We start from the raw sequence: 25,930 nt of genomic DNA, 5'->3' as shown, positions 1-25,930 counted from the left end.
ATACTTTTTAATGAGTCATTTAATTGCGGCTGCGCATGGCTCTATTACCTGCCAGTACGTTTCCATTAACCGCTGTAGCTCTAGATCTTGTAAACATACTAGCTGGTGGATTAGGATTATTACCTGTGTTACCACCAGATGGTTCAACGACATTTAATCTGGTATTAATAGCGCCAGCAGTTAGATCTACTGCTTGCATAGGTCCAGTTCTTACCGTTTTCTCCTTTGTTTCTGTAACCGCATTTCCATTAGAATCGGTTGCGTTTACCCAACTGTTGTTGATTTTTTCTTTAAGGGTGGCAATTACTATTATTTTATAAGTTTTGTCTACTTGAAGTTCATTTACCACCGGTGGTGCCGCTGGTGGTAATGTGCCATAATTTGCCGGGCCAGAACTGCCACCTGGTGGCGGTGGTGTTACTGCTGGTCCAGATGAAGATGGTGGCGCTGGATACATAACTGCTGGTGCATTTAATGTACTTGCTAGTGTATTACTTGAAAAAGCGCCTGTATTAAGACCTGTACTTCCCATAGTAGCCATAGGCATATTTGCCACTTGTGAAGTACTACTTGATACATAGCCATTATTAGAGTTACCTGTATTGTTCCCTGGACTAGGTGATAAAGCTAAATTTACATTTGCTGCAGCATTCAAATTTTGAACGGACACGGTACCTATTACATAAAGTTCTTCTCCAAGATTATTGTCATGTTTAATTAATCCTGTAGGACTAGCATTACCACCATACATACTTGCTCTAGGGATTTCTACAAAGTTATTGTCACCTTGTGCGTCTATATATAACTTTACCTCGCGATCTAGTTTAAAAGTTCTATTTACAACAGCTCCTGTATCTTGTTGTTCTCCTACATCAAATTCATCTTCGGGACTTAAACCAAATTTAACCGCAATAGGCTGATCAACTGGAAAATTGTAAGTTACAGTAGGTGGATCTGGATGGATATAAGTGATCAATCTTTGTGCTTGATCTCCAGCAGCATCTTCTTGATAAAAAGTTTCTGTTGGAGTAGGAGCACTTCCATTACAGTCCGTTCCCCATTCAAAGTTAGATTGAAAACTTCTATTCACTAAATAGATGGTTTCCCAATGCTGACAGGTTTTCAGTGGTCTACCAATTTTTCCATGTGACCATGAATGAAGATAATTAACATGATTACCTTCATCTCTACATCTTCCGCAGTCTCCTTGAATATTATGAACTCTTTTAGTTATACCACCTATTTTAACATCTGCTCTTACTTCTCCTATTACATAAGTAGGGCCAGGGAATTTACCATCTAGCCAGCCACCAGCTTTAATGTTTAATAAATCCCATCTATCAGAATTTTTAGAAACATAAGCATCTATAGAAGCATAAAAGCCAAGTGAACCTCTAGCTCTCCAACCATTAAGGCCAAACTCTTTACTAGAATCGGCACAATTAACACCTAGTTTCTTCATCATACTTAGGTTAATTTCTGCTCCTGCAGCTAGGTCTAAATTGATATCATAGTTTCCTACAACATTTTTATTAATATTCTTTTCAAATTGAAATCCGATACCGAAGGCAAAACCTTTTCCTAACGCTGAGTTGCTATCTACACCACTTGTTACAGGAATACCTGGTTGGTCTCCATTAAAAACTCCTGCCCAACCATTTTTGAAAATGGGCGTAAAGCCATCTGGCGATTCTATATTATTTCCAAATGTCAAATATTCATATAAAGAAACTCCAAAAACATTAACTGTATTTAATGCTGATGGCTGTCCGAATTTGAAATGCCACAGGTTAGTAGTTCCATTAATATCTACATTTAAATTTGCTGGATTTGGTGTGTAAATGTTTTCAGTATTCACATTTGCATCTACATTAAGTGTAAAGTGTTTATCAGGGAAATTATAATCAGCTAGGACACTTCCTTTTACTTGAGCTTCATCTCTTTCAGATTGAGGAGTTATAGGGCCGCCTATATAAAAATCTCCAGTAAAGCCTATGTTTATTAATCCTTGTGATTGCGAGAATTGACCATTTAAACCTATATCTGCATTAAAAGAATCTGGACTGGCAGAGTTAGCTATAGTAGCCTCTACTTTAAAACCTAGAGTTCCTTTTTTAGGTGAAAAAGTATAATGAGCTGGAATATTACCGCTAGATGGTTCTAATGTACCTTCCATGTTTTTGTAGGCCCCACCACCAAAACCGTTAAATGCTAGACCAGGTAAAAAAGGTAATCCAGGTGAGAATTTTGCTGCAGCTTCTATACGCCAGTATCTGTAAGTGGTGCCATTATTTAAATAACTGGTGTTACCAAATTCTGCCAAAGCAGATATTCCTATGCTAGGTGTTTTAAAAGAAGCTTCTAAAGTCCCTTTAAATCCATTACCATAAACAGGATCGTCATTTCTAAACTCTAAAGTCCCATCTATAGAAACTGCAGGTAAATGAGCATAAATAGAAATAGCATCAATTCCAGTACTTAAATATTTAGGTTTGAATTTTTGTGCGCCAGTACCACCTGGATTATCTTCAATGGCAAGCTCTACTGCCATCTTAGTCTGTCCTCCTATGTCTTCTGTTAAGTTAAAAATAACATCAAAAGTAAGGTCACCATGTATCAATTGATTTCCAGAGTTTGATTTGGTTTCAAAGTCTATATTAGATATGGTTACTGGAAAATTAGATAACATTTTTTGAGGACTCGCAAAAGCCCAAGTTCCAGGTTCAAATTTGAATTTTTCACTGGATAAACTAGAGTCATAGTTCATTTCAATACCTTGAAAACCTAATTCCATATTGACATTTTTAACTGGTCCTAGCTTTACATTATCCCAGACAAAAGTTCCATTCAAATCAATGTCAAATGTTTTTTTATTATTATCTACCCAAGCTACAATATTAGAGTTAGGCGTTAACTCCATGCTACCTTTTAATAAATTGGCATTAATAGGTCCAGTAGGTTCAATTGTTAACTGGAAAGAAGATGGAGTAGTAGCGGTTGTAAAAAGGGCTTTGTACTTTAACGGATTTTGAATGGAATCTCCTTTGCTAACAGGTAAGCCTATTTTTCCTTTCACATAAGCATCATGAAAAGAACTACTTCTTATATCCACTCTTACGGTATCAATACTTGCAATTAAGTCGGCGACATTTGCTCCCCTAAATGCAGCTACGTTTTCAGCTTCGGCAACCATAGTAAGACCAGTGTCATTTATGATCATATCATAAATAGAGAGTTGAGGTACTCCGTTGGTATTAGTTTGCCATGAGGTAGGCATTCCGACTGTAAGTTGCTCCATATGGAAACCTCTAAATAGTACTGTGTTTTCTCCTGTGTAATTTGATGGGAAATCATTTGCAGCTTGTAAGTTATTAGGGTTTAAGGTATCTGACATGTCAAACGAGATATTACCTGCATAAATGGTCATACCTTGAGAATCTACTATTTCACATTCTTCTAGATTACCAGTTAAAACCATATCATCCCAGTTTTGTACTATAGCTTGGAATGTCGCGGTAGTTCTAGAAGAACCATCATCTGGTATAGGCGTTAACCATTCTCTAGTGAATGTGCTTTCTAACTCTATACCGAATTGTGAAAAACCATTTTCATCCCATTCTATATAACAACCTCCTTGCGGATTACTAGCAGGGCTTATGAACTTAAATGTAATTTTATTGTTCATGTTACCTACCTCTACATCTTCTAGCAGTTCTAATCTTTCTGGCGGTGTCTCTACACTAGTAGGATGAAATTTTATATTTCTAGCTATAAAACCGATAAGTTGTGGATCTTCACCAGGACCTTGCCAGCTAGGTGGCGTGTTCTTTGCGGCAACCATATTAAACTCAGACAGGTTGGGTCTAAAAACCATTTCAGTAATGGCAAATTGATCACCATTTGCATAATTAACACCTAGAGGTAATTTTACCGGAGTAGATTGCGCATCTATTTGAGGTGTAGATCCTATTTGCGGTGAATTGATCGATGTACCTGCTGTACTATTAACCCAATCTACAGCATCACCTGCCGTATCATTTGCCCAGTCTACTACATCTGATACAATTGGGTTTGCCCAATCTTCTACAGTGGCTGCAGCTGTGTTTCCTCCTAATCCATTACCTAGAATTTCTTCACCCCACGCTAGAGGATAAACAGGAGCAGGTGCTTCATAAATCTCACCTAGTATTTTTCCTGTAAGTAAGTTTTTATTAGCATCTATAGTTATGTTATTAAAATTTACAGCCACTCTAGATCCTAACCATCCTACTTCTACGGTACCTTTTCCAGTAAGATTATTAGTAGAGTCTACTGCCACTTCAGTAACTAGAACTTCAAATTCGTGACCTAGACCAGCGTGAATAGTTTCTCCTACTGCAATAGATTCTGTAGGTGTATCACTAGTGTTTAAGTCTTGAAAACTAGTAGGAACATCTATGCAATATTCCTTCACACAAGGTTCACCATCTATACCGTCTACAGGGCTTATGGTGTAAGTGATACAAATTTCTTCAGGAATCTCGTGAGATCCAGCGCTGTATTGATGCTCAAAAGCATCATTACCTGTGATAGGTTCATCATCATGATCTTCACCCCAGTTGATACTTGTTTCAATAGTGTAATCATTTGGATTTGAATTGTATGTAGATTTACAGTTGATTAAATAATCTCTCAATGCTGTTATATTAGTGAGACTTAGTTTTCTAGGGTAGGTATTGGGCTCTAATTGTTCTATTGTAACAACAGGTTCTACTAATGGTGCAAGATCGCATTCACAATCTTCCTCATCTTCAGAGTTTTCAATAGTATTTGCATCTGGCATATTAAGATCATCAGTAGGTAATGGAACTTCTTGTGTAAACGTACAATTGATTCCAGCATTTGAATTTTCAATAGTATAAGTCACGGTTACAAATTCTGGAAGTACAGAAATATCATTAACTGCAGTATTATAAGTGTGAATATAGTCAGTGTCAACGGCGTCATTAGGGTCTTCCCAATCATGGGTTATTGTACCTGTGAAAAATTGTGATTGATGATTAAATTCTGGATCATTATTGACATTCTGAGTGCTATCAAATGTTTTTATTGTGGTCATACAGTTTATGATCCTTTGAAGTTCCACATCAGAACCTACTATGTATAGAGTTTGTTCATCTCCTGCATCGTTGATACTGTATCTCATTTCTAGGTCAGCTATGGATATACTATTACCATTTAAGCATTCACATTGATCTCCTAAAGAAGCATTTGGATTTGTATCTGATTCTTCGTCGATAGCGCTTTCTGGGTTTACTAATTGATCGAGTGCTACTATGGTATCATTAGGTAATGGTAAGCAATAAGTCTGTTCACAAATTGTACGCTCTCCATTAAGATTTTTTTCTACCGTATAGGTAAAACAGACTTCAGTTGGGTAATCGTTACCAGTTATACAATTTACTGTGTAAGTATGGTCTACAATCATAGCCTGGCCATTTGTAGCTACTATAGGATTATAATGTACACCGTTATCATAATTGATCAATAACTCTGTACGGAATGTAGCCGTATTAGATCCTGATCTTAATTCTTGTTCTAACAGGCTAGTAAATGCACCTATATCAGATAATGATATGTGCAAAGGGTCTGGGCTTGAACTGGTAGCTACGAAGTTTATAGCACTTTCAAAATCTCTTTGAGATGGGAATTCACAGAGTTGATTTATTTCTCGTGTAGTCGCATCTATAGTTTTTGTAACCTCTATAGAACAAGGTGTTAGCCCTGCAGCAATAGGCCTTAATTCCATACTAACTTTTATGTCGGCAGGAATAATACTGTTATCATTACTATTATTATAATCATGAGATTTTGAAGATGTATTGAATGGAATCATCTCCGTGGGGTGAGAACAACCCCAGTCTATACTAGTAATCAATTGGTACTTTGTAGGATCTATAGTTCCTGCAGCATTAAGCCAATACATATTTTGCATTGCACTAATACCATGTAAATCGATAGTTGACTCGCTAGAGCTCTCTATAATAAATAATTGATCATTAAGATCGTTGTTATTTACATTACAATTAATGATAGTTTGTTCATTAGATCGAGTAGTAATGTTATCGTTATCAGTACCGCGTATGGTAAATACACCATAGTCTACAAAACCGTTATTCTGCGCACGGTAGGTACTGCCATTATCAGTCATGGGTTTTATACCCCATACATATTGTTGGTCTTCATCTGGTGCTTCAATGTCTGTAGGCCATGTAAATTGCGTTCCAAAACTGACTTCTTCTTCTATAATAGGATAGTTCACACTAAAAGCCTGGCTAGGTGTCTGTCCAGGTTGTACCTCGCTCACAGCAATAAGATAGACCAGACCTGATCGTACGTCTGGCATAGGTGCTAGTGGTGTCCATTTAAACATGATACTATTAATTAAAATAGGATCTATAGACCTATTATCTACAGGGTCTAACAACTCTGGCATTTGATAATCTGTGATAATCATAGGACGACAGATTTGCTCTGGCCTAGTAAGACTTTCACCAGATCCACCTAGTAATTCTATACAAAAGCTGTAGGATCCTGGTGGTAAAAGTCCCGTGCGAGTCACTTGATCTCTAAAACTAGTATCTATAAATTGGATTGCGTTGTAAGGGATCAATTCATCTGCAAGGAATGTTTCGGTGCCAAAATCAGCGACCATAAATGGTACTGTGTTGTCAGTTGTTAATTTTACATCACCATCTAGTAGTAAACTGACTTTAATCTGGTAATCTATATTTGTTCCGGCGACTGGATTAGTAACCGTTAGAATCGCGAGATCATTTCTATTCACCCATTCGCTCAATTCAGGAGTTGGGTTAGAATCTACATTTAGAGTGGCTTGCAACTGCGCATGTCCTACCATAACTTGTAGTAGTAGCATACATAAAATAAAAACTCTTTTCATAATTCAGTTTTTTAAAATCGTTGTTGTACAGAAAATTGTACTCTATTTTGGTCTAGTGTGGCATTAGGTCTAGATGTGCCATACTTGAAATATGAATATCTTGACTGTAACTTGAAGGTTAGTTTTTTGGTCCATTTGTATGCTATTTTAGCATGTAGACTTGTCCTATAATCGGTAGTAAAACCGGTCATATCTATATGTGCTATGTTTAACCCTAGAGATGGTGTTAACTTTTTATCTAGCAGTTTATAGCTACTGGTAATTCCATAATTAAGCATGTTAAAATCACCGGTAGGTATTTGGTTTTCTAGGTAGATGGCCTGTGCACCTATCTGAAGTGGCATTTTTAAAAAAGCTAGATTGTAGTTTAAGGAGTAGGTGGAGTTTTCCGCTTTCGCGAAAGCGTTACTAACCACATCAAATTGCTCAAAACTACTCAGAGCGACATTTCCAGCGATGAGGTGGTTGTATTTCTCATTCTTCCAAGTGTAAACTGGAGATACAGTAATGGAATTATTTACCAGCTCGATGCGCTGATTGAGAATGCTGGCATCATTATTAAAGCCAAAATTGCTGTAATTTAAGTTGATGGAAAAGCCCTCTGTAACCTGCGCAAAAAGATTTGCGTTAGTAATCACACGTTCTGAAGAGGATAGTTTTGTGTCATTAAGATTATTAGTACGTATTCCAAAACTACCAGTAAGATTTACCTTTTTCTTAAATAAATTTAATCCTGTATTGATCTTATAATCTAGAATGTCACGTTCTATAAATCGATATCCTACAGGTAAAAACCCTGGTCCTACATATTTAACCTCACCACCTAGTTGAAAGGTGTCGCCCTTCCAGTCTATTCTAGAATTGTGTGCAAAGTCTGCGGTAGAACTGGCGTTTATAGTAATATAATCAGCAAGGTCGTTTATAAACTCTGCATCTATGACACCTACGTTTAATAGGTCGCTGGTATAGATAGAACCTGCCGTTTCTGTACTGATCTTTAATTTCTCAAATATTTTAAATTCTGCATAGGGTGATATGGTAAAACCCTCGATAGGGTCCACACCTATAGGTGCCGTATTTACCGATGTAAGATCGTCTTCTATTTTTACCACATTTATGGTAAACTTAGATCCTTCTAGTTTCCCTACACCTATACGTGCGGCAACTATGTTTTGCTCATAAGCACCTGGTATATTAAGTGTAATATTAGGCTCTATGGCACGCTGCGATTTACCAAAAGTAGCAGACAGTATAAATTTACCTGGATTGATTTCTATACCTGCGCCAAAAATAGGAATGTCACCTGTAGATAATGTAGAATATAGTGGTGTCTGTGTACCTATAAAGGCTTGTGCCCATTTATACTTAGGGTTGATACTTATATTATTTGCAGGATTTTGTAAATAATCTAACGCACTTTCTTCTGGCAGACTGGGTAGGTTGTAAAGTACTTTTTGATTAGTGACATTTACACTAAATGGTATACTAAAATGTTTACCTAGTTGTAAATTGACTTGAGCATTGAGACGCAGTAAATTTTCAGGATATCTGGGTCTAAAAGAGGAGTAGTTATTTTCATAAAAATAATAGTAGTCATAAAAAAAACCTATGCTACCACTCAACTTTACTGGAGACTTTTCTTTTTCTTCTTCTTGAGCATAACTTGCACAAAACCAAAAAAATGACAAAATGAACATGCACAAAAACCTTATAGATTTCTTTTCCATAAATTAAATTTCTATGGGTTACATGATACATCGCCAGTAATACTGAGCTAATTATAAAAAACTAGCTAACCCCTAAATTATAGAGCTAATTTGAGGATATGTTAAAGGAATCTAAATAGGGATTATTTAAAGGGTGTAGTTCATGGCATGAAAATACCATCTCGTTAGATGAAGGAATATGAGAAAATGTCTATAACCATAATCTAAGTCTAATTCTTTTAACTACTACAGCTCAGTTTACTGCAACCTACCTTAGAACGTGCCCATTCTGGACGCAAGGCATACCATTTATTGTATTCTGGCTGTTCTTCATATGGATTTTGCAACATGGCATACACCTCGTTAAGCAGTTGGTAATCTCCTTTTTCAGCATCTTCTATAACTAATTGAGAGATGTAGTTTCTTAATACGTACTTGGGATTGATAGCATTCATTTTTTCTGTTCTCGCTATTGTGAAAGCTGATTTATCACCATCACTTTGCTCCATATCAAACTGCAATCTAGCCACATAGTCTGTTAACCATGCCAGCCAAGTGTCTTTATGTAATTCAGATAAATCTTCTCGATTATAAAAAGCAGCAGAAATTATTGCAAAGGCATTTTCTATAGTAGTTTCTGTGTTAATTTTACTTAGCTCTCTATAAAAAATAGTCATGTCAGTTTCATGTAAATGAAGGTTTTCTTCTAGAGACTGTATCAAATCGCGATCTTGATTATTTGCATGATAAACACCTATTTTATCCATCATCAATTCCAGATATTGCACTTGATAATTAGTTTTATAACTGTCTAGAATATCTTGTAAAGGTGCAGCGTCTTCAATTAATGGAAACAGAGAATTTGCTAGTTGTAAAAGATTCCACAACCCCATTTCTGGTTGTGCGCCATACCTGTATCTTTTAAACTGATTATCTGTAGTATTAGGAGTCCAGCCATGATCATAAGGTTCTAACCATCCATAAGGTCCATAATCTATAGTAAGTCCTAGAATGGACATGTTATCGGTATTGATAACACCATGTACAAATCCTACACGTTGCCAGTGCATGATCATTTCTAGAGTACGGTCTGTAACTTCTTTAAAGAATTGTAAGTAAGCATCTCTACCAGTAGAGGTAATATCAGTAAAAAAAGTAGCGATGGTATAATCGGTTAGTTTTTTAAGTAAATCGTTATCGCTTTGAGCTGCGGCTAGCTCAAAATTACCGAACCGTATGAAACTGGGTGCCACACGACATACTATAGCGCCTTTTTCATAAGCAGCATTACCATCGTAAAGCATATCGCGCAATACTTCTTCTCCACTTAAAGAAAGTGATAATGATCGAGTAGTAGGTATGCCTAAATGATACATAGCCTCACTACAAAGGTGTTCTCTTATGCTAGATCTAAGAACAGCAAGTCCATCACCACGACGAGAATAAGGTGTAGGTCCAGCACCTTTTAATTGAAAAGCCCATCGATTATTATTGTGCACTATTTCAAAGAGATTAATAGCACGACCATCACCTAACTGTCCGGCCCAGTTGCCAAATTGATGCCCAGCATATGCCATTGCATATGACCTTGTATTAGGATATGTATATTGTCCAGTAAATAGTTTAAGAAATTCTGGCGACTGTATTTGTTCTTCTGTAAAGCCTAATTCTGTTGCTAGTTTTGATACATGAATAAAACTACTTTCAGAGAATTTTAAAGGAGTCGCTAGTGAATAAGCTGCATTGTTTACCTGACGAGTATAGTTGTCTTCTATAGGATCTTTAGGCAGTGAGTTGTAAAAACTATTTGAAATCTCTAGATCAATCATATGTAATAGTACCACCCACTGGATGGATTTAGTTTTATTGCTTCATGAAATCTACTATCTCGTCTATCATGTCATTCCATGGGAAAAACATTTGTATCACCATAGCAGAGTGTTTTTTATCCAGATAATTAATATGTGCTTTGGGCTGGTAATCTTGTAGTTTCTCAAGAAACAACTCGTTACCTTCTAATATAGAAGGATAAGTCTTTGTACCGTTATATATTTTAATTTCTGGTGTAGTCTCATCTATATAATAATATGGAGAGGCTTCTTTCCATGTTTCAGAATTGAGAGTCCATGTGCTTATATAATCGTCTTTTTCTGTAGGTTTATTTTCTAAAAAATAAGTATACATATCTAGACCAGCAGCATCATTAAATATAATACCTTTTATATCGCGAGAGTCTGTCTGGTATTTTTTATTCATAACAGCTAGTGCCGCAAGATGAGCACCAGCACTGTGACCAGTTATGTAAATCTGGTTAGGATCTCCAGAATAGTTTTTAATGTTTTCTAGTGTCCATTTAATAGCCTGCGCTATTTGAAGAGTCATGTCGTCATAACTAGCGACAGGACTTTTAGTATAATCAGGTATTACTACCGTAACATCGTTGTTAGCAAAGTTGCGACCTATACGATTATAAATTTCCTTTTTACCACTGTTCCAGTTACCACCGTAAACAAAAATTAATACAGGTTGTAAAGAGTCTGTAGGTTTTCTCTTAGAAAAAACATTTAAAGTAGGTGCAGGCGTTTCTTTTATTTGCGGCGCTTTATAATCTAAGTTCTTAAACTTTTTTACAGAGCAACTGCTTAGCAATAGGCTGGTAGATAAAAACAAAAAGAAATTTTTTAATGACATTTAAATAGAGGATTAAAACTACTCAAAATTAGAACAGTTTTAGCTCACAAATTGATAAAATGAAGTTATTAAAAGACATGAAACAGTTCATTTATCTTAAATAAATACTATTTTTCTTCTTGACTGGCTTTTTGAGCGGCTTTTGTAATAGCCTTAAGTCTAGCCTTACGGTCTTCTTTTTCTTTTCGTTTTTTGTTCTTTACACGTTCTACTAGAACACTATGCTTTCCTTTATTCTTTGTGTTTTTTTCTCTTCCTTTCTTAGCCATGGTCATTTAATATAGTTGCAAAGGTAGTTGTTATAGATGTCAAAGCGATAGAACTTACATTTGCATTAAAAACGGAATAGCATGACTGTAGGAGATCTAGCAGGAAATTATATCATAAAAGGTCATAATCAAGACGCTTTTAAAAGCAGTTATGAAGGAGAACTTACCTTGTCTATCGATTCTAATAACAGAATCATCGCGCAATGGCGCATAAGCGGTAACCAATTGCAAGAAGGAACCGGTTTTTTTAAAGATCAAATACTCGTGATTAATTTTAATTATAAAGGAGAAGACGCTATTGTTTTTAAAGGTGTAGTGGTTTACAAATGTCTGTCTACAGATTTGTTAGACGGTTTCTGGTCAGAGAAGCATGGAGATCCTGAGTTTCTAGGAATGGAACAGGCCTATAGAATAAGTGAGAATAAAGAGTTACTTAATTAAAAGTAAAAAGCGAATAATATGAAGTGTCCTTGTAACCCAGAAAAACTTTATAAAGACTGTTGTAAAAAAGTACATCAGGATATTTTTAACGCAACAACAGCTCGAGAGTTGATGAGGTCTAGGTATAGCGCCTTTGTTCTAGGCGATATAGATTATTTAAGCAAGAGCCATCACAGCAGCACCAGGCCATCAAAGAGAGATGATAAAGAAACAGCTCGATGGACCAAAACTGTAGAATGGGTGAAACTAGACGTCATTAATCATACTGCGGGAACGGTGAGTGATTCTACGGGAACTGTTTATTTTAAAGCCTTTTTCATAGAAAATGGAAGCGTGCAGATTATAGAAGAAAATTCTCGTTTTTGTAAAGAAAAAGATCACTGGGTTTATCTAGATGCACAAGGCTAGAATAGTAGAATTATCATTGATTTTAATTCCGCTTTCGCGAAAGCGGAACACGTATCCCACTTTTAAAAGTTTATTCAATTGTAAAGTGTAACTTTTTAATCTAGATAGAGTCTATTAGAGTAACTAATGACATCATTCCAAACCAATAATTTAAATTTATGAAATCCATTTTTTCATGGGTATTGCTACTTACCATGGCAGCAGTACACGCACAACAAGATGCAGGATGGCTGCGACACAACACCATATCACCAGATGGTTCTCAAATCGTTTTTACTTATAAAGGAGATTTATACAAGGTAGCCTCTCAAGGTGGAGATGCGCAGCAGTTAACTTTTCATGAAGCGCATGATTATCAGGCAGTGTGGAGTAAGGATGGGAAACAAATAGCGTTTGCCTCTAATCGTTATGGTAATTTTGATGTGTATGTAATGAGTGCAAATGGAGGTGCAGCGACCAGACTTACTTATCATTCTACAGACGAGCAGCCGTTTACTTTTTCTCATGATGATAAAGAGGTTTTATTCGGTGCCGTGCGCATGGATGCCGTAAATCACAGACAGTATCCTACAGGATCTCAACCAGAAGTTTATAAAGTGCCGGTGACTGGTGGTAGAGTAGATCAAGTATTTACTATTCCGGCAGAATTTTTAAATATGAGTAAAGACGGTAAAACGATTTTATATCATGATAAAAAAGGTGGTGAGAATATATGGAGAAAACACCAAGAGTCTAGTATTGCTAGAGATATATGGAGTTATGATGTTGTGACCAACACGCATAAAATGCTTACTGGCTATAAAGGAGAAGATAGAATGCCGGTTTTTAATGATAAAGAAGATGCTTTTTATTACTTGAGTGAGAGCAGTGGTAATTTTAATATCTTTAAAGTATATCTGGCAGATAATTCTAAAAGAGAACAGCTGACATCATTTGATCTACATCCTGTGCGTTTTCTCTCTTATGGTAATGGAATATTAAGTTTTAGTCAAGATGGTAAACTTTATACCATGAAAGAAGGAGAAGCACCTAAAAAACTTCAAGTAAATATTACTACACAAGCCATAAGTAATAGCGATAAGTTTATTTCCATAAATGGCGGTGTGAGTGAAATGGAAGTGTCTCCAAATGGTAAAGAAATTGCTTTTATAGCTCGAGGAGAGGTTTTTGTAACCTCAGTAGACGAGTCTTTTACTAAGAGAATTACCAACACGCCCGAGGCAGAAAGTTTTGTAACCTGGGGACCAGAAGGGAAGTCAATAGTTTACAGTAGTGAGCGCAATGGTAAATGGAGTATCTATAAAACAGAAAAAACGCGTAAAGAAGAACCATTTTTCTTTGCGTCTACCTTAATAAAGGAAACCGCTGTACTAGAAAACGGTAAAGATAATTATCTAGCAAAATACTCGCCAGATGGTAAGAAACTTGCTTTTATTGAAGACAGACGTACTCTTAAAATAAAAGATGTAAAAAGTGGTGATGAGGTTACTTTAATGACGCCTAAAGATTTGTTTCACATGAGAGATGGAGATAAAAACTTTACATGGAGTCCAGATAGTAAATGGTTGCTTATGGACTGGGGTTTATCACTCAATAATAGTGAGATTCTTTTACTCGCAGCAGATGGATCTAAAAGAGTCAATCTTAATGAGAGTGGTTATTATGACTCGAGCCCGCAGTGGGTAAATGGTGGTAAGCAAATGATATGGTTTTCTAATCGTGATGGTTTAAAGTCTTATGCAACTAGCGGTTCTTCTCAAAGCGATGTCTATAGTATGTTTTTTATACAAGATGCGTGGGATGAGTTTAACCTAAGCAAAGAGGAATATGCGCTTCATAAAGAAATCAAGAAACTGTCTGACGACTCAAAGAAAGAAGATGACGATAAGAAAAAAGATAAAAAGAAGAAAAAAGAAGATAAAGGAAAGAAAAAGGATACAATAAAAAATCTAGAATTTGATTGGGAAGAGATGAAGGATAGAACAAAACGTTTTACCATTCACTCCTCTAGTCTTAGAGATGCCATACTATCTAAAGATGGTAGCAAGTTGTATTACCTCACTAGATTTGAAGGTAAATTAAATCTATGGATGACAGACCTGAGAACTAAGGAAACTAAGATGGCGATAAAACTTAACGCTTCTTCTGGTAGTTTACAATGGGATAAAGAACAGAAAAACCTATTTCTTTTAAGTAGTGGTAGTATTTCTAAAATAGATTTAGGAAAGAGTAAAAAAACAGGAGTAAAAATATCTGGAGAGATGGAGTATGATGCCGTTGCAGAGCGTCAGGCCATGTTTGATCATGTATGGATACGTACTAATGCTATTTTTTACCATCCAGATTTTCATGGTATAGACTGGAATTTAATGAAAAAAGAATATGGTAAACATTTACCATATGTAGGGAATAGTTATGAGTTTACAGAGTTACTGTCAGAAATGTTAGGAGAGCTTAATGTATCTCATGCCGGTGCTGGTGGTGCGAGTATTACCATGAAGAATAAAGATGCTACCGCATCCTTAGGAATATTTATGGATTATAATCATAAAACTGATGGAATAAAGATAACAGAGGTGATTAAAGGTGGTCCACTAGATAAATCTGGCTTTGATATAAAAGCAGGGATGATCATTGAAAAAATAGATGGCGAGACCGTAAGTGCTACTAAGGATATCGCACAATACTTAAATCGTAAATCAGGAAAATTTACTTTATTAGAAATTAATGATCCTGAGAGTAAAAAGAATAAGACTATTACCGTAAAACCTATAAGTCTAGGTGCTCAAAATAGACTTCTTTATAAAAGATGGGTAAAGCAAAATGAACAAGAAGTTACTGAAAAAAGTAATGGGCAACTGGGCTATGTACATATACCAGGTATGGGAGATGGGCCTTATCGTGATATTTATGAAAAAATGATGGGTAAATACTTTGACCGTAAAGCGATGATTATTGATACTCGTTTTAATGGTGGTGGAGACCTCGTTGCAGACCTCGCTATGTTCTTTACCGGCACGCCATTTATTACCTATGAGACTGAGGATAAGATTGTAGGAGGAGAACCTACCTCAAGGTGGGTGAAACCTACACTAGCTATGATTAATGAGGCCCAATATAGTGACGGTCATTGTTTTGCTTGCGGTTATACAGATCTTAAAATAGGTAAAACAGTAGGTATGCCTACACCTGGGACTTGTAGTTTTGCAGGTTGGGAAGGTCTACCAGACGGTTCTTACTGGGGTGTAGTCCCTATAAGTGCCAAAGATAGGAATGGAAACTGGATGGAAAACAATCAGACAGAGCCTTTAATTACGGTTAAAAATATGCCTGGTAAGATCGATAACGGTATGGATCAACAATTAGATCGAGCCATTATAGAACTACTTAAAGATGTAAAAGAATAAAATAGATTCACATATTCTTAAACGGCTGTAAAATATTTTTACAGCCGTTTTTTTTATCACTTATTTAATAAGAGAAACTAACCATATCATGTAACTAATTTTTTAATAATACTTTGTTACATTTAGGTGTATGCATTGATACAGTCGCTTTTTTACAAGTAAAATAAATGTCTCAAAAACTTAAAAAAAAGTCCTTTCTGGATAATATAGATTATGACAATTCTTTTAAATATTCTTATCTTAGCAGTCCCCTAAATGATGATCTTATTTCTAGTAACATAGAAGTAAGATAGTTATTTAGGGATTTTTGTTTTTACGCTTTCGCGAAAGCGTAATTATTATAAAACACACTCTTTAAATTGGACAAATGTGGTACGTATCAATTTAAGGCTGTTATATTTTACATGCGAACTTTATGTTTGAAAAACGCTTGTTTTCTTTAGACAAAAACTGTTTAACTCTGAAAAAAAGAAGTGATATAGTTAAAGTGTCATTTTAATTAAAACTAATACGAAATATAAGTATTTGATAAACAGAAGATTGTGTTTTTTGTATGCAGTTTTTTTATTTTTATTTTACCTAATTATTAATTAATAATTTTATTAATAGTAGCTTAGGTGGGTAGGTGTTAATATTTAATTTATAAATCAAAAAATGACGAAAGTCCTTTATTTTGTAACATTTTTCTTAGTTCTATTTAAAGTAAGCAATTCTACTGCTCAATACTCTGATGACTTGGATGCATACGCTCAAGTACATGAACAAACCTCCAACTTTAATCAGAAAGAATTAGATTCTATAACTAAAATAATGTTGACTTATTTTAATGATGGGGTTTATGAAAAAATACTTCAAGAGACACCAGAATTAATAAGAAATGCAAAAGAAATAGATTCTTATGAAACAGAATTAAAACTACGTAATTTATTAGGTAATTCTTTTGTAAGATTAGACGATCTAGAAAGAGCAGATGTATTTTTTTCTCAAGCACTTGAACTGGCAAAAAAGAAAAACGATACACTAGGTATAGTAACTATGTATGTGAATTTGGGTAATACTTATTTTACAGAAGATAGAGTAAAAGCTGCCGCTTACTTTAGAAAAGGACTTGATTATAATTATAAAGGTAATAAATCTGTTGAGCTCAACTTTATTATAAATCATAATCTAGCAGAGTTATATGTAGGTCTAGAGAACGTAGAACTTACTAAACATTTTCTAAGTAAGATAGAAGATCAAATCTATTTAAAAGAAATGGATGGCCGTCGTAAAACATTCATAGCTACGACCACTTATATTAAAGCTGGTCTAGCTTTATTAGAAAATAAACCACAAGAGTCCATTGATCTTACACTAGAATCTCTTAAGTATCAAAAATATATTGATGAGAATTATAAATTCGGAAACTACAAACACTTAATGGCAGGTTATGAGGCTATTAAAGATTACAAGAAATTGAACGAAGTGCATAAGGTTTATGATTCTTTAAAAGATTTGAGAAATGAAAAAGAAACAGTTAAACAACAACAAATAGCGCGTGTAGAACTACATCTAGATAATGTGGTACAAGATTTAAGAGAGTCTCAATTAGAAAATCAGTTAGTGACTCAAAAAGCATCTGTAGGTAAAATGTTATTATTATTTTTCATAGTAGTTGCAGCATTATTATTATTAGTTGCGATTTTACTTTTAAAAGCAAAAAATAAAAGAGATAGATTAGTAAAGGGTTTAATTCTCAAAAACAAACAGTATTTAGAAGCTAAGGAAAAGTCAGAAGAGCTAGCTAACAGTAATACAAGATTTTTATCTACTATTAGTCATGAATTACGTACCCCACTTTATGGTATTGTAGGTCTAACTGCCACCTTTTTAAAAGATCCTAGGCTAGCAGATTTTAAAAATGAATTTAAATCTTTAAAATTTTCAGCAGACTATTTACTTGCTTTGGTTAATGATGTGCTTCATATCAATAAGTTTTCTTCTAAAGAAGGACATAGATTAACAGAGGTTCATTTTAATCTATCTATTTTATTAAAGAATATTATACAAACGTTTACTTTCTTAAATGAAAAACATAATAATATAGTTACTAAGTCATTAGATCCAGAAGTACCAGTAGCTTTATACGGAGATAAGACTAAAATTTCTCAAGTACTTATGAACTTGATGAGTAATGCTAGTAAATTTACTGAAGATGGTTTTATATCCTTAACGGTGATTAAAAAAGAGCACAAAGGAAATAATTTAAAACTGTACTTTGAAGTTAAAGATTCTGGTAAAGGGATACACCCAGATCATCAAAAAGGGATTTTTGAAGAGTTTACACAAGTAAAAGACTCTTATGATGAAGATGTGGCAGGTACTGGTTTAGGACTGCCTATAGTAAATAAAATATTGAGCATATTAGGGAGTTCTTTAAAAATGAATAGCATTTATAATAAAGGTACTACGTTCTCTTTTACGTTAGACATTAAAGAGGGATGCCTAGAGGCTATTAATAAAGAAGCTCCATCTATAGATGTTAAATCGTTAGAAGGTAAAAAGGTATTAATAGTAGATGATAATAAGATCAATCAGCTAGTTACTCAAAAGGTCTTAGAGCAACATGACATGATGCATCGTACTGCTAGTAATGGTAAGGAGGCAGTGGATATGGTAGAGAAGGAATCATTTGATTTTATCCTAATGGATATAAATATGCCTGTTATGAATGGTATAGAGGCTACTCGTAGAATAAGAGAATTTGACGTAGAGACGCCTATAATAGCTCTTACAGCAACTAATTTTGTTGACCCAGAAAAAGAAGTATACCGACATGGTGTTAATTCTATTATAGTAAAGCCGTATGATACAGAGCATTTATTACAAGCCTTATTACGAGAGATGTAATTAGTTCTTGACTTCTCTTGTTCTAAAATTATAGTAAATTTTTCATATTTAATTTATTCTTCAATTCCTCTTGCAAACGATTTGAACTACGGTTTGTAATACATGGAATATGTATCCATTTATCGAACGATTACTTCTCGTCGGATTTTTATTTTAACACTAGTTAATTATAGTTGGTATTTAGTGTTTATTCTTGTTCAGTAAAACTTGTTTATTTAAAATTGTACCGATATTGTGTATTTAGACGTATTAATAAGTGTTTTATCTAATTAATGTAAATACCTGCCATAAATATCTTTTTTGTCATAAAACCAATTCAACTATTATGAAAACTATAACGCTATTCTCAATTTTATTCATTGTAACTTTATTTTGTAATGCACAAGTAGGAATCAATACAGAAATTCCTAAAGCAACTCTAGATATAGGAGTAGCAAATCCTGCAGCACCAGAAAATACAGATGGTATACTTGTGCCTCGTATCGATGCTTTTCCACTGGTGAACCCCACAAGTGATCAAGACGGTATGCTAGTTTATTTAACGACTACAGAAGATAGTAACTCTCCTGGGTTTTACTTTTGGAATAGTTCTTTATCCAGTTGGTCTAAAGTGATGGTGGAGAACAGTACCATGCTTTGCGGTAAATCAGGAGGGTCTATCGGATTAACTGGTACGGTTTTTAATTTTCCAGATTTAAAATTTAATAATATTTTAGGAGCTTATTTTGTAGGTGATAAATTGCATTTACCGCCAGGAAATTATGAGATAGAATCAAAGCTAAGTACAAGTCCTAATTTACTATTAGGCTGGGATGTACGTGTTGATGGTATAGTATGCCCTACTTCTATAGCTGGATCGGCAAATACCATATCATTAGGACTAGGTTTAGGTGTAATAGTTACTGGAGTGAACACACAGTCTGCGATAGTTACAATTACTGATGCCTCTGAAGAAATAGACTTTGTTATAACAAGCGGTGTTGCGGTAGGAGGATTGCTTTCTGATAGTAGTTATCTTAAAATAACCAAGCTTTAATTAAAAATACATACTTTATTTAAACAGTCTCTTTTGAAATTATTTTTATTTTTTAAAAGAGACTGTTATATTTTACAAATCTTTCTGTTTTTATTAAATTAATTGCGTTTTTCGTAAATATTACTACTATAAATCAATCAACATGTCGTGTGAAGTAAGAATATGCTATATACTCCATCTTATTCATTAAAAAATAGTTTATTTTTATTTTTTAACATAAAATATCCAAATTTGAATAGGTTTACAAAGTATTGGTTTTTAGAAGGTTTTAATTTATTTAGTAAATTAAGTAAGGCTTCGATGATGCAATTGAGTGAGATTCCTGAAATGGAAAACATAGAGAAAGGAGCTCGTATAGAATTTGACAAGTTAAATAAGAACTGTGTTTTTTTTCTCAAAAAAGGCACTGTTAAAATAGTAGATGGTTCTTCTGGTAATGTAAAGTGTATAGTAAAACGTGGTAATATCTTTGGTGAGTTATCATTGTTTGAAGAAGGTAAGACTATTAAAGAAGTTGCTTATGCTTTAGAAGAATCTATTATATGTTTTATTGATTCTGATAAAATGGAAGAATTAATAGAAAAACATTCATCTCTCAAGAATGGATTAATAAAGATTCAAGGTCTACGTATTAAAAAATTAGAAACGCGTTTAAGCGATCTTTTATATAAAGACAGTTCTACTAGAATTAAGGAGTTCGTTTTTTACTATGTAAGAGAATTTGGAGAAGAGAACAGTGACGGTACGTTCACGGCAAAAAATCTATTATCGCATAAGGATATATCAAACCTTACTAATACGTCTAGGCAAACTGTTAGTAATGTTATGAGTAATATGAGAAAAGATGAATTGATAGATTATAATTCAAAACAAATATCAACGATCAACAATTTAAAAAAAGCTTCTGGAGGCTTTTAATTTTATAATAAATTTAATAACTGTTCACTTGACATGTGATAATCTCAAAAAGTATGAAACCCCTTAAATTACTTAAAAGCATAGTATGCGGTCTAACTTTATTAGCAGGATATGCGGCGTTGGGACAAAAAGTAGAGACATCTGTTTTTGTTACCGCAAATACAAGCTCAGCAAACGATCTTACCATTATTAAACAAATAAATAAAGAAGCTAGCACACTAAAGAAATCAAAAATGTTACTGCTGGGTAATGCAGTGCATGAAAAAGGTTATTCAAAGAATCAAAATCCTTTTATAGACGCTCAATTAAAAGAAGTATCAGAGTTTAATGGAGATGTTTACTTTGCTCCGGGAAATAATGAATGGGCAACTTATGGACATAGAGGTGTTAGAGACTTAGAAAAATATATTCAAAAAAATAGTGAAGCAAAGTTTTATCCTAATGATGGTTGTCCTATCAAAGATAAAGACCTTACTGAAGATGTTGTTTTAATAACGATCGATTCTCAATGGTTTTTAGAAGATTGGAATGATCATATTTATTTGAATGAAGATTGTGATATTAAAAACAAGACTCAGTTTTTCTTAGAATTTGAAAGCATTATTAAAAAAGCTCAGGGAAAAACGATAATGGTGGCATCACATCATCCTATATTTTCTAATACTAATGACGGTTTTTTAGCTAGAGTAGGAGGTACTTCATTAAATGATTTTCAAAACAAACAAAATAGAAAATTCAGAAACCGTATTATAACTCTAGCTAGACAGACAGATAATATCTTTTTTGTATCTGGTCACGATGCAAATTTACAGTACATAAATAAATTCGGTGTACCACAAATAATTAGTGGAGCAGCTGGCAAAACGACAAAAGCATCTCCTGTAACTGAAGATGATTATGCATCTAGGGAGAATGGATATGTGCGTATAGACTTATTGAAAGGTGGAGCTGTTAATGTCTCTTTTCAAGGTGTAGAATCACCTCGTACTATAGAGGTTATACGACCAGTTGAAAATGAATTGTTTACAGACTTTAAAGAAGAAAGCAGCTTTGGTAAAACATATACATCTACCGTATACTCTGAAGAAGAAACAGAAAAAAGTAAGTTTTATAAAGCCGTTTGGGGAGAACACTATAGAGAGTTTTACAGTAAGCCAGTAGATGCTAAAGTAGCATTTATAGATACTTTATATGGAGGCTTGACACCAGTAAGACGTGGTGGTGGACATCAATCAAAATCATTAAGATTAGAAACTAAAGATGGCAAGCAATATGTAATGCGTGCTCTACGTAAAAGTGCTATAAAATTCTTGCAGTCTACTGCTTTTAAAGATAAATATGTAGAAGAAGATCTAGAGGGCAGTTATGCAGACGGTTTCTTACATGATTTCTATACAACGGCACATCCTTATACACCTACGACTATTGGTACTCTGGCAGATGCGGTTGATGTTTTTCATACAAATCCAGAATTATTTTACATTCCTAAACAAGAAAAATTAGGCGTTTATAACGACGAGTATGGAGATGAATTATACCTAATTGAAGAGCGAGTAGAATCTGGTCATGTAGATCTAGCTAGTTTTGGTAAGCCAGATAAAATATTAAGTACTTCAGACGTATTACAAGAAATTCACAAGACAGGAAAAGAAGTAGTAGATGAGCCCTCTTACATCAGAGCACGTTTATTTGATATGCTTATAGGTGATTGGGATAGACATGAAGATCAATGGCGTTGGGCTTTATACAAAAATGAAGATGGTACAGAATTGTGTAAGCCTATACCTAGAGATAGAGATCAAGCTTTTTCTGTCTTTGATGGTAGTATGTTAAGCTTTCTTCGTTTTGCTATTCCTAGTATACGTATGATGCAATCATTTGATGAAGAGTTGCCTAGTCCTAAATGGTTTAGTTTTGAACCTTACCCATTAGATATGACATTTATTAATCAGTCGAACTGGCAAGATTGGGAAAGAGAAGCAAAATCTTTACAAAATGGGATGACAGACGAGATTATAGAAGAGGCTTTTAAAAACTTACCAGTAGAAATTAAAGGGCAAACTATAGAAGATATTAAAAGAAAATTAAAAGGTAGACGTGTTAATATAGTTAAGATAGCACAAGAGTATTACAGTTATGTGAATAGACATCAGGTAGTTACTGGAACTAATAAAGCTGATGTTTTTGAGATTGTACGACTGCCTAATGGAGAGACGACCTTAAGTGTTCATAGAAAAGACATAGGTGTTTTTAATAGAACCTTTAATAAAGAAGAGACTAAGGAAATCTGGTTATACGGTTTAGACGGTAAAGACACTTTTAACGTCACTGGTGAAGGAAAAGATTTGATCAAAATTAAAATCATGGGAGGTAAGAAAAATGACACCTATAACTTTGACAATACTAAGAAGGTTAAAATTTATGACTACGCAGGTAAAAACAATACTATTGTAAACAAAAAGTCAAAAAAATGGTTAGTTGATGATTATGAAATCAATAACTACGATTACAAAAAAAGAAAGTATAGTATCAATCAAATAATACCAGTGATAGGAGTAAATGCAGATGATGGACTTCAAATAGGTTTTGTAGATAACTTTACTACCTATGGTTTACAACGCAATCCATTTACTACTAAGCATAGTTTAAGTGCTTCTTACTATACAGGTAATTCTGGATATGATATCGGTTATAAAGGAGAGTTCTCTAATATCTTTCATAATTGGAACTTTGGAGTAGAAGGAAAATATACCAGCCCTAATTTTGCACAGAACTTCTTTGGTTTTGGAAACGAGTCTACATATGATAAAGATGCTGTGGAGATAGATTTTAACCGTGTGAGTATAAGAGAGTGGAGTGCTGCTATTTCTTTAATTTGGAAAGGTAGAGACGGTGGTTCCTTCTACTTTAAACCATTAATAGAAACTTTTGAAGTAGAAAATGTAGCAGATAGATTTATCAATATCTTGCCAGCAAATTCTACACTTTTTGACGAGCAAACATATGTAGGTGCTGAGGTTAATTATTCTTATAAAAATAAGGATGACGCAGCTTATCCTACTATGGGACTAGATGTAGGTCTTACAGCAGGATATAAAGCAAATGTAGATAGTGGTGCAGGTTCTGATAATAAATTCGGTTATTTAAAACCACACCTTGCAATAGACCATAGACTTAATAGAAGTGCAACGTTAGTATTAGCTTCAAAAATAGGAGGTGATGCTATTTTAGGAGATAACTTTGAACTGTATCATGCTGCACAAATAGGTGGAGGAGCTAGTCTAAGAGGATTTAGAAAAGAAAGATTTATCGGTAAATATGCCGCTTACCATAATACAGATGTAAGATTAGAACTTGGTAAATTTAAAACAAGTGTATTACCATTCAAATATGGTGTTACCGGTGGGTTTGATTATGGACGTGTTTGGGAAGAAAACGATACTTCAGATAAATGGCACAACAGTGTAGGAGGATCTTTCTGGATAAGTGGACTGGACACATTTACAGCAAACTTAGGATATTACGGTAGTTCAGACGGTGGGCAAATTTCCTTTGTATTAGGGTTTGCATTTTAAAATTAATCTTTAATCGATACAATAGATACTTATGAAAAAAGCAAAAGTTATAGCGCAAATAAGTCAATTAATAAATAAACAACCTGTTCATGCATTAGTTAATGGATTGGATCTAGTAATAGTCATGTTTGATGATGATATATCTGTTTTATACGGTAGATGTTTACATAGAGGTGCATTAATGTCAGACGGTCATGTAGACGGTCATAATCTTATTTGTGGTGTACACGGTTGGGATTATAGAGTGGATTCTGGTGTGTCAGAGTATAATAACAAAGAAGTTTTACATAAATTTTCTACTAAGATAGAAGGTGATGATTTAATGGTAGATGAGTTTGAAATAGACGCTTATCTAGTTAATAATCCACAACCTTTTAATAGAGATAATTATCTAGGTGCTTATGCAGACACGCACCCAGAAGAAACAGAACCTTATACAGGTTATATAAAAGAATTGGCTCAAAATGGATTAAAGAATATAGGGCATCATGGTTTTTCTGCCTCCATGGGTGTGGATAGAAACACACTGCCTAAATGGAATGATATCCAATTTTTACCGGCACAACTAGCTACCAGACCTTTATTAGATGAAGATGCTGTAGCAACTGAAGTAGTAATAGGCCCTAATGCAAAAAAGCCTCTAGTTCTTGACATTCCTCTATTTGTAAGTGATATGAGTTTTGGAGCCTTATCTCGTGAGGCAAAAATTGCTTTGTCTAAGGGAGCCCAACTCGCTGGTACAGGAATATGCTCTGGAGAAGGAGGTATGTTACCAGAAGAACAAGCTAGCAATTCAAAATACTTTTATGAACTAGCTTCAGCTCAATTTGGATTCTCTTGGGATAAATTAGATAATGTACAGGCGTTCCATTTTAAAGGAGGTCAAGGTGCAAAAACAGGAACAGGTGGACATTTACCTGGTAGTAAAGTAAGTAAAGAAATAGCTGAAGTAAGAGGACTTAAAGAAGGAGAGACGGCTATATCTCCTGCAACTTTTCCTACTTTCCATGGGGTAGATGATTTTAAAGCTTTCGCGAAAGCGGTAAGAGAACGCACAGGTGGAATCCCAATAGGATTTAAGATCGCAGCCAGCCATATTGAGAAGGACATTCAGTTTGCTCTAGATGTAGGTGTAGATTACATTATACTCGATGGTCGTGGTGGTGGAACAGGATCTGCTCCTACTATTTTAAGAGATCATATCAATGTACCTACTATTCCAGCACTTGCTAGAGCGCGTAAATATTTAGATAAAGTAGGCGCTACAGATGTAACCTTAGTTATTACTGGTGGATTAAGGGTTGCCGAAGACTTTTCTAAAGCACTAATGTTAGGAGCAGATGCTATTGCGGTATCTAACTCGGCATTACAAGCTATAGGTTGTTTAGGAATGCGTGCTTGTGGTAGTAATAACTGTCCAGTAGGTATTGCAACTCAAAAAGAATCTTTGCGTAGTCGTTTAATTATAGACAGTTCTGCAAAGCAATTGCACAACTACTTTGACGCAACAAATAACCTTATTAAAGTAGTAGCGAGAGCGTGTGGATATGATGATATAACAAAGTTTAATCAAGAAGACCTATCTACATTTGATAGAGATATGCACTTATTAACAGGTATTAATTACGCTGGAATTTAAAAAATAAAATA

The 25,930-nt window shown here is 34.5% G+C and carries 13 protein-coding genes; 8 read left to right on the top strand and 5 right to left on the bottom strand.

Annotated elements, in window-relative coordinates; translation table 11 throughout:
* Nucleotides 1–19 precede the first annotated feature (19 nt).
* The 5 genes from LY01_RS07610 to LY01_RS15135 form a co-directional block, all read right to left on the bottom strand.
* Nucleotides 20–6,940, bottom strand: a complete 6,921-nt coding sequence (locus tag LY01_RS07610) for a hypothetical protein (protein WP_146080389.1) — start codon at nt 6,938–6,940, stop codon at nt 20–22.
* An 11-nt stretch (nt 6,941–6,951) separates the two neighbouring features.
* Entirely contained in the window at nt 6,952–8,667 is a 1,716-nt protein-coding gene (locus LY01_RS07605; protein WP_146080388.1) for a hypothetical protein, read from the bottom strand.
* 218 nt (nt 8,668–8,885) lie between these two features.
* Nucleotides 8,886–10,475: a protein adenylyltransferase SelO gene (locus LY01_RS07600; RefSeq protein ID WP_104515247.1), complete on the bottom strand. Its 1,590-nt coding sequence runs from the start codon at nt 10,473–10,475 to the stop codon at nt 8,886–8,888.
* Between the two features lie 34 nt (nt 10,476–10,509).
* On the bottom strand, nt 10,510–11,337 hold the full coding sequence (locus LY01_RS07595; protein ID WP_104515246.1) for an alpha/beta hydrolase: 828 nt from the start codon (nt 11,335–11,337) through the stop codon (nt 10,510–10,512).
* Between the two features lie 107 nt (nt 11,338–11,444).
* Nucleotides 11,445–11,606 carry a hypothetical protein gene (locus LY01_RS15135; RefSeq protein WP_170034564.1) on the bottom strand — a complete coding sequence of 54 codons (162 nt, stop codon included), beginning with the start codon at nt 11,604–11,606 and terminating at the stop codon, nt 11,445–11,447.
* A gap of 81 nt (nt 11,607–11,687) precedes the next feature.
* Here LY01_RS15135 and LY01_RS07590 point away from each other — a divergent pair, with 81 nt between their 5' ends.
* From LY01_RS07590 to LY01_RS07555, 8 genes are all read left to right on the top strand, one after another.
* Nucleotides 11,688–12,047 carry a hypothetical protein gene (locus LY01_RS07590; RefSeq protein WP_104515245.1) on the top strand — a complete coding sequence of 120 codons (360 nt, stop codon included), beginning with the start codon at nt 11,688–11,690 and terminating at the stop codon, nt 12,045–12,047.
* 18 nt (nt 12,048–12,065) lie between these two features.
* Nucleotides 12,066–12,455: a YchJ family protein gene (locus LY01_RS07585; protein ID WP_104515244.1), complete on the top strand. Its 390-nt coding sequence runs from the start codon at nt 12,066–12,068 to the stop codon at nt 12,453–12,455.
* Nucleotides 12,456–12,613: 158 nt separating this feature from the next.
* Complete coding sequence (locus LY01_RS07580; protein WP_104515243.1) at nt 12,614–15,862, top strand: S41 family peptidase; 3,249 nt, start codon at nt 12,614–12,616, stop codon at nt 15,860–15,862.
* A 654-nt stretch (nt 15,863–16,516) separates the two neighbouring features.
* Nucleotides 16,517–18,751 carry a response regulator gene (locus tag LY01_RS07575; protein WP_104515242.1) on the top strand — a complete coding sequence of 745 codons (2,235 nt, stop codon included), beginning with the start codon at nt 16,517–16,519 and terminating at the stop codon, nt 18,749–18,751.
* Nucleotides 18,752–19,076: 325 nt separating this feature from the next.
* On the top strand, nt 19,077–19,787 hold the full coding sequence (locus tag LY01_RS07570) for a hypothetical protein (protein ID WP_104515241.1): 711 nt from the start codon (nt 19,077–19,079) through the stop codon (nt 19,785–19,787).
* Nucleotides 19,788–20,018: 231 nt separating this feature from the next.
* On the top strand, nt 20,019–20,705 hold the full coding sequence (locus LY01_RS07565; protein ID WP_170034562.1) for a Crp/Fnr family transcriptional regulator: 687 nt from the start codon (nt 20,019–20,021) through the stop codon (nt 20,703–20,705).
* A gap of 53 nt (nt 20,706–20,758) precedes the next feature.
* A complete protein-coding gene (locus LY01_RS07560; RefSeq protein WP_104515239.1) occupies nt 20,759–24,280 on the top strand; it encodes a metallophosphatase in 3,522 nt (1,173 codons plus the stop codon).
* Between the two features lie 31 nt (nt 24,281–24,311).
* Nucleotides 24,312–25,919, top strand: a complete 1,608-nt coding sequence (locus LY01_RS07555) for a glutamate synthase-related protein (protein ID WP_104515238.1) — start codon at nt 24,312–24,314, stop codon at nt 25,917–25,919.
* Nucleotides 25,920–25,930: the final 11 nt, after the last annotated feature.

This window comes from Nonlabens xylanidelens (assembly GCF_002934445.1).
GTDB lineage: Bacteria > Bacteroidota > Bacteroidia > Flavobacteriales > Flavobacteriaceae > Nonlabens > Nonlabens xylanidelens.
This window is presented reverse-complemented; position numbering and strand designations above follow the sequence as displayed.

Bases quoted from the DNA above. Each gene is read 5' to 3' on its own strand.
- LY01_RS07610 (WP_146080389.1), bottom strand. From the start codon at position 6,940: ATGAAAAGAGTTTTTATTTTATGTATGCTACTACTACAAGTTATGGTA.
- LY01_RS07605 (WP_146080388.1), bottom strand. From the start codon at position 8,667: ATGGAAAAGAAATCTATAAGGTTTTTGTGCATGTTCATTTTGTCATTT.
- LY01_RS07600 (WP_104515247.1), bottom strand. From the start codon at position 10,475: ATGATTGATCTAGAGATTTCAAATAGTTTTTACAACTCACTGCCTAAA.
- LY01_RS07595 (WP_104515246.1), bottom strand. From the start codon at position 11,337: ATGTCATTAAAAAATTTCTTTTTGTTTTTATCTACCAGCCTATTGCTA.
- LY01_RS15135 (WP_170034564.1), bottom strand. From the start codon at position 11,606: ATGGCTAAGAAAGGAAGAGAAAAAAACACAAAGAATAAAGGAAAGCAT.
- LY01_RS07590 (WP_104515245.1), top strand. From the start codon at position 11,688: ATGACTGTAGGAGATCTAGCAGGAAATTATATCATAAAAGGTCATAAT.
- LY01_RS07585 (WP_104515244.1), top strand. From the start codon at position 12,066: ATGAAGTGTCCTTGTAACCCAGAAAAACTTTATAAAGACTGTTGTAAA.
- LY01_RS07580 (WP_104515243.1), top strand. From the start codon at position 12,614: ATGAAATCCATTTTTTCATGGGTATTGCTACTTACCATGGCAGCAGTA.
- LY01_RS07575 (WP_104515242.1), top strand. From the start codon at position 16,517: ATGACGAAAGTCCTTTATTTTGTAACATTTTTCTTAGTTCTATTTAAA.
- LY01_RS07570 (WP_104515241.1), top strand. From the start codon at position 19,077: ATGAAAACTATAACGCTATTCTCAATTTTATTCATTGTAACTTTATTT.
- LY01_RS07560 (WP_104515239.1), top strand. From the start codon at position 20,759: ATGAAACCCCTTAAATTACTTAAAAGCATAGTATGCGGTCTAACTTTA.
- LY01_RS07555 (WP_104515238.1), top strand. From the start codon at position 24,312: ATGAAAAAAGCAAAAGTTATAGCGCAAATAAGTCAATTAATAAATAAA.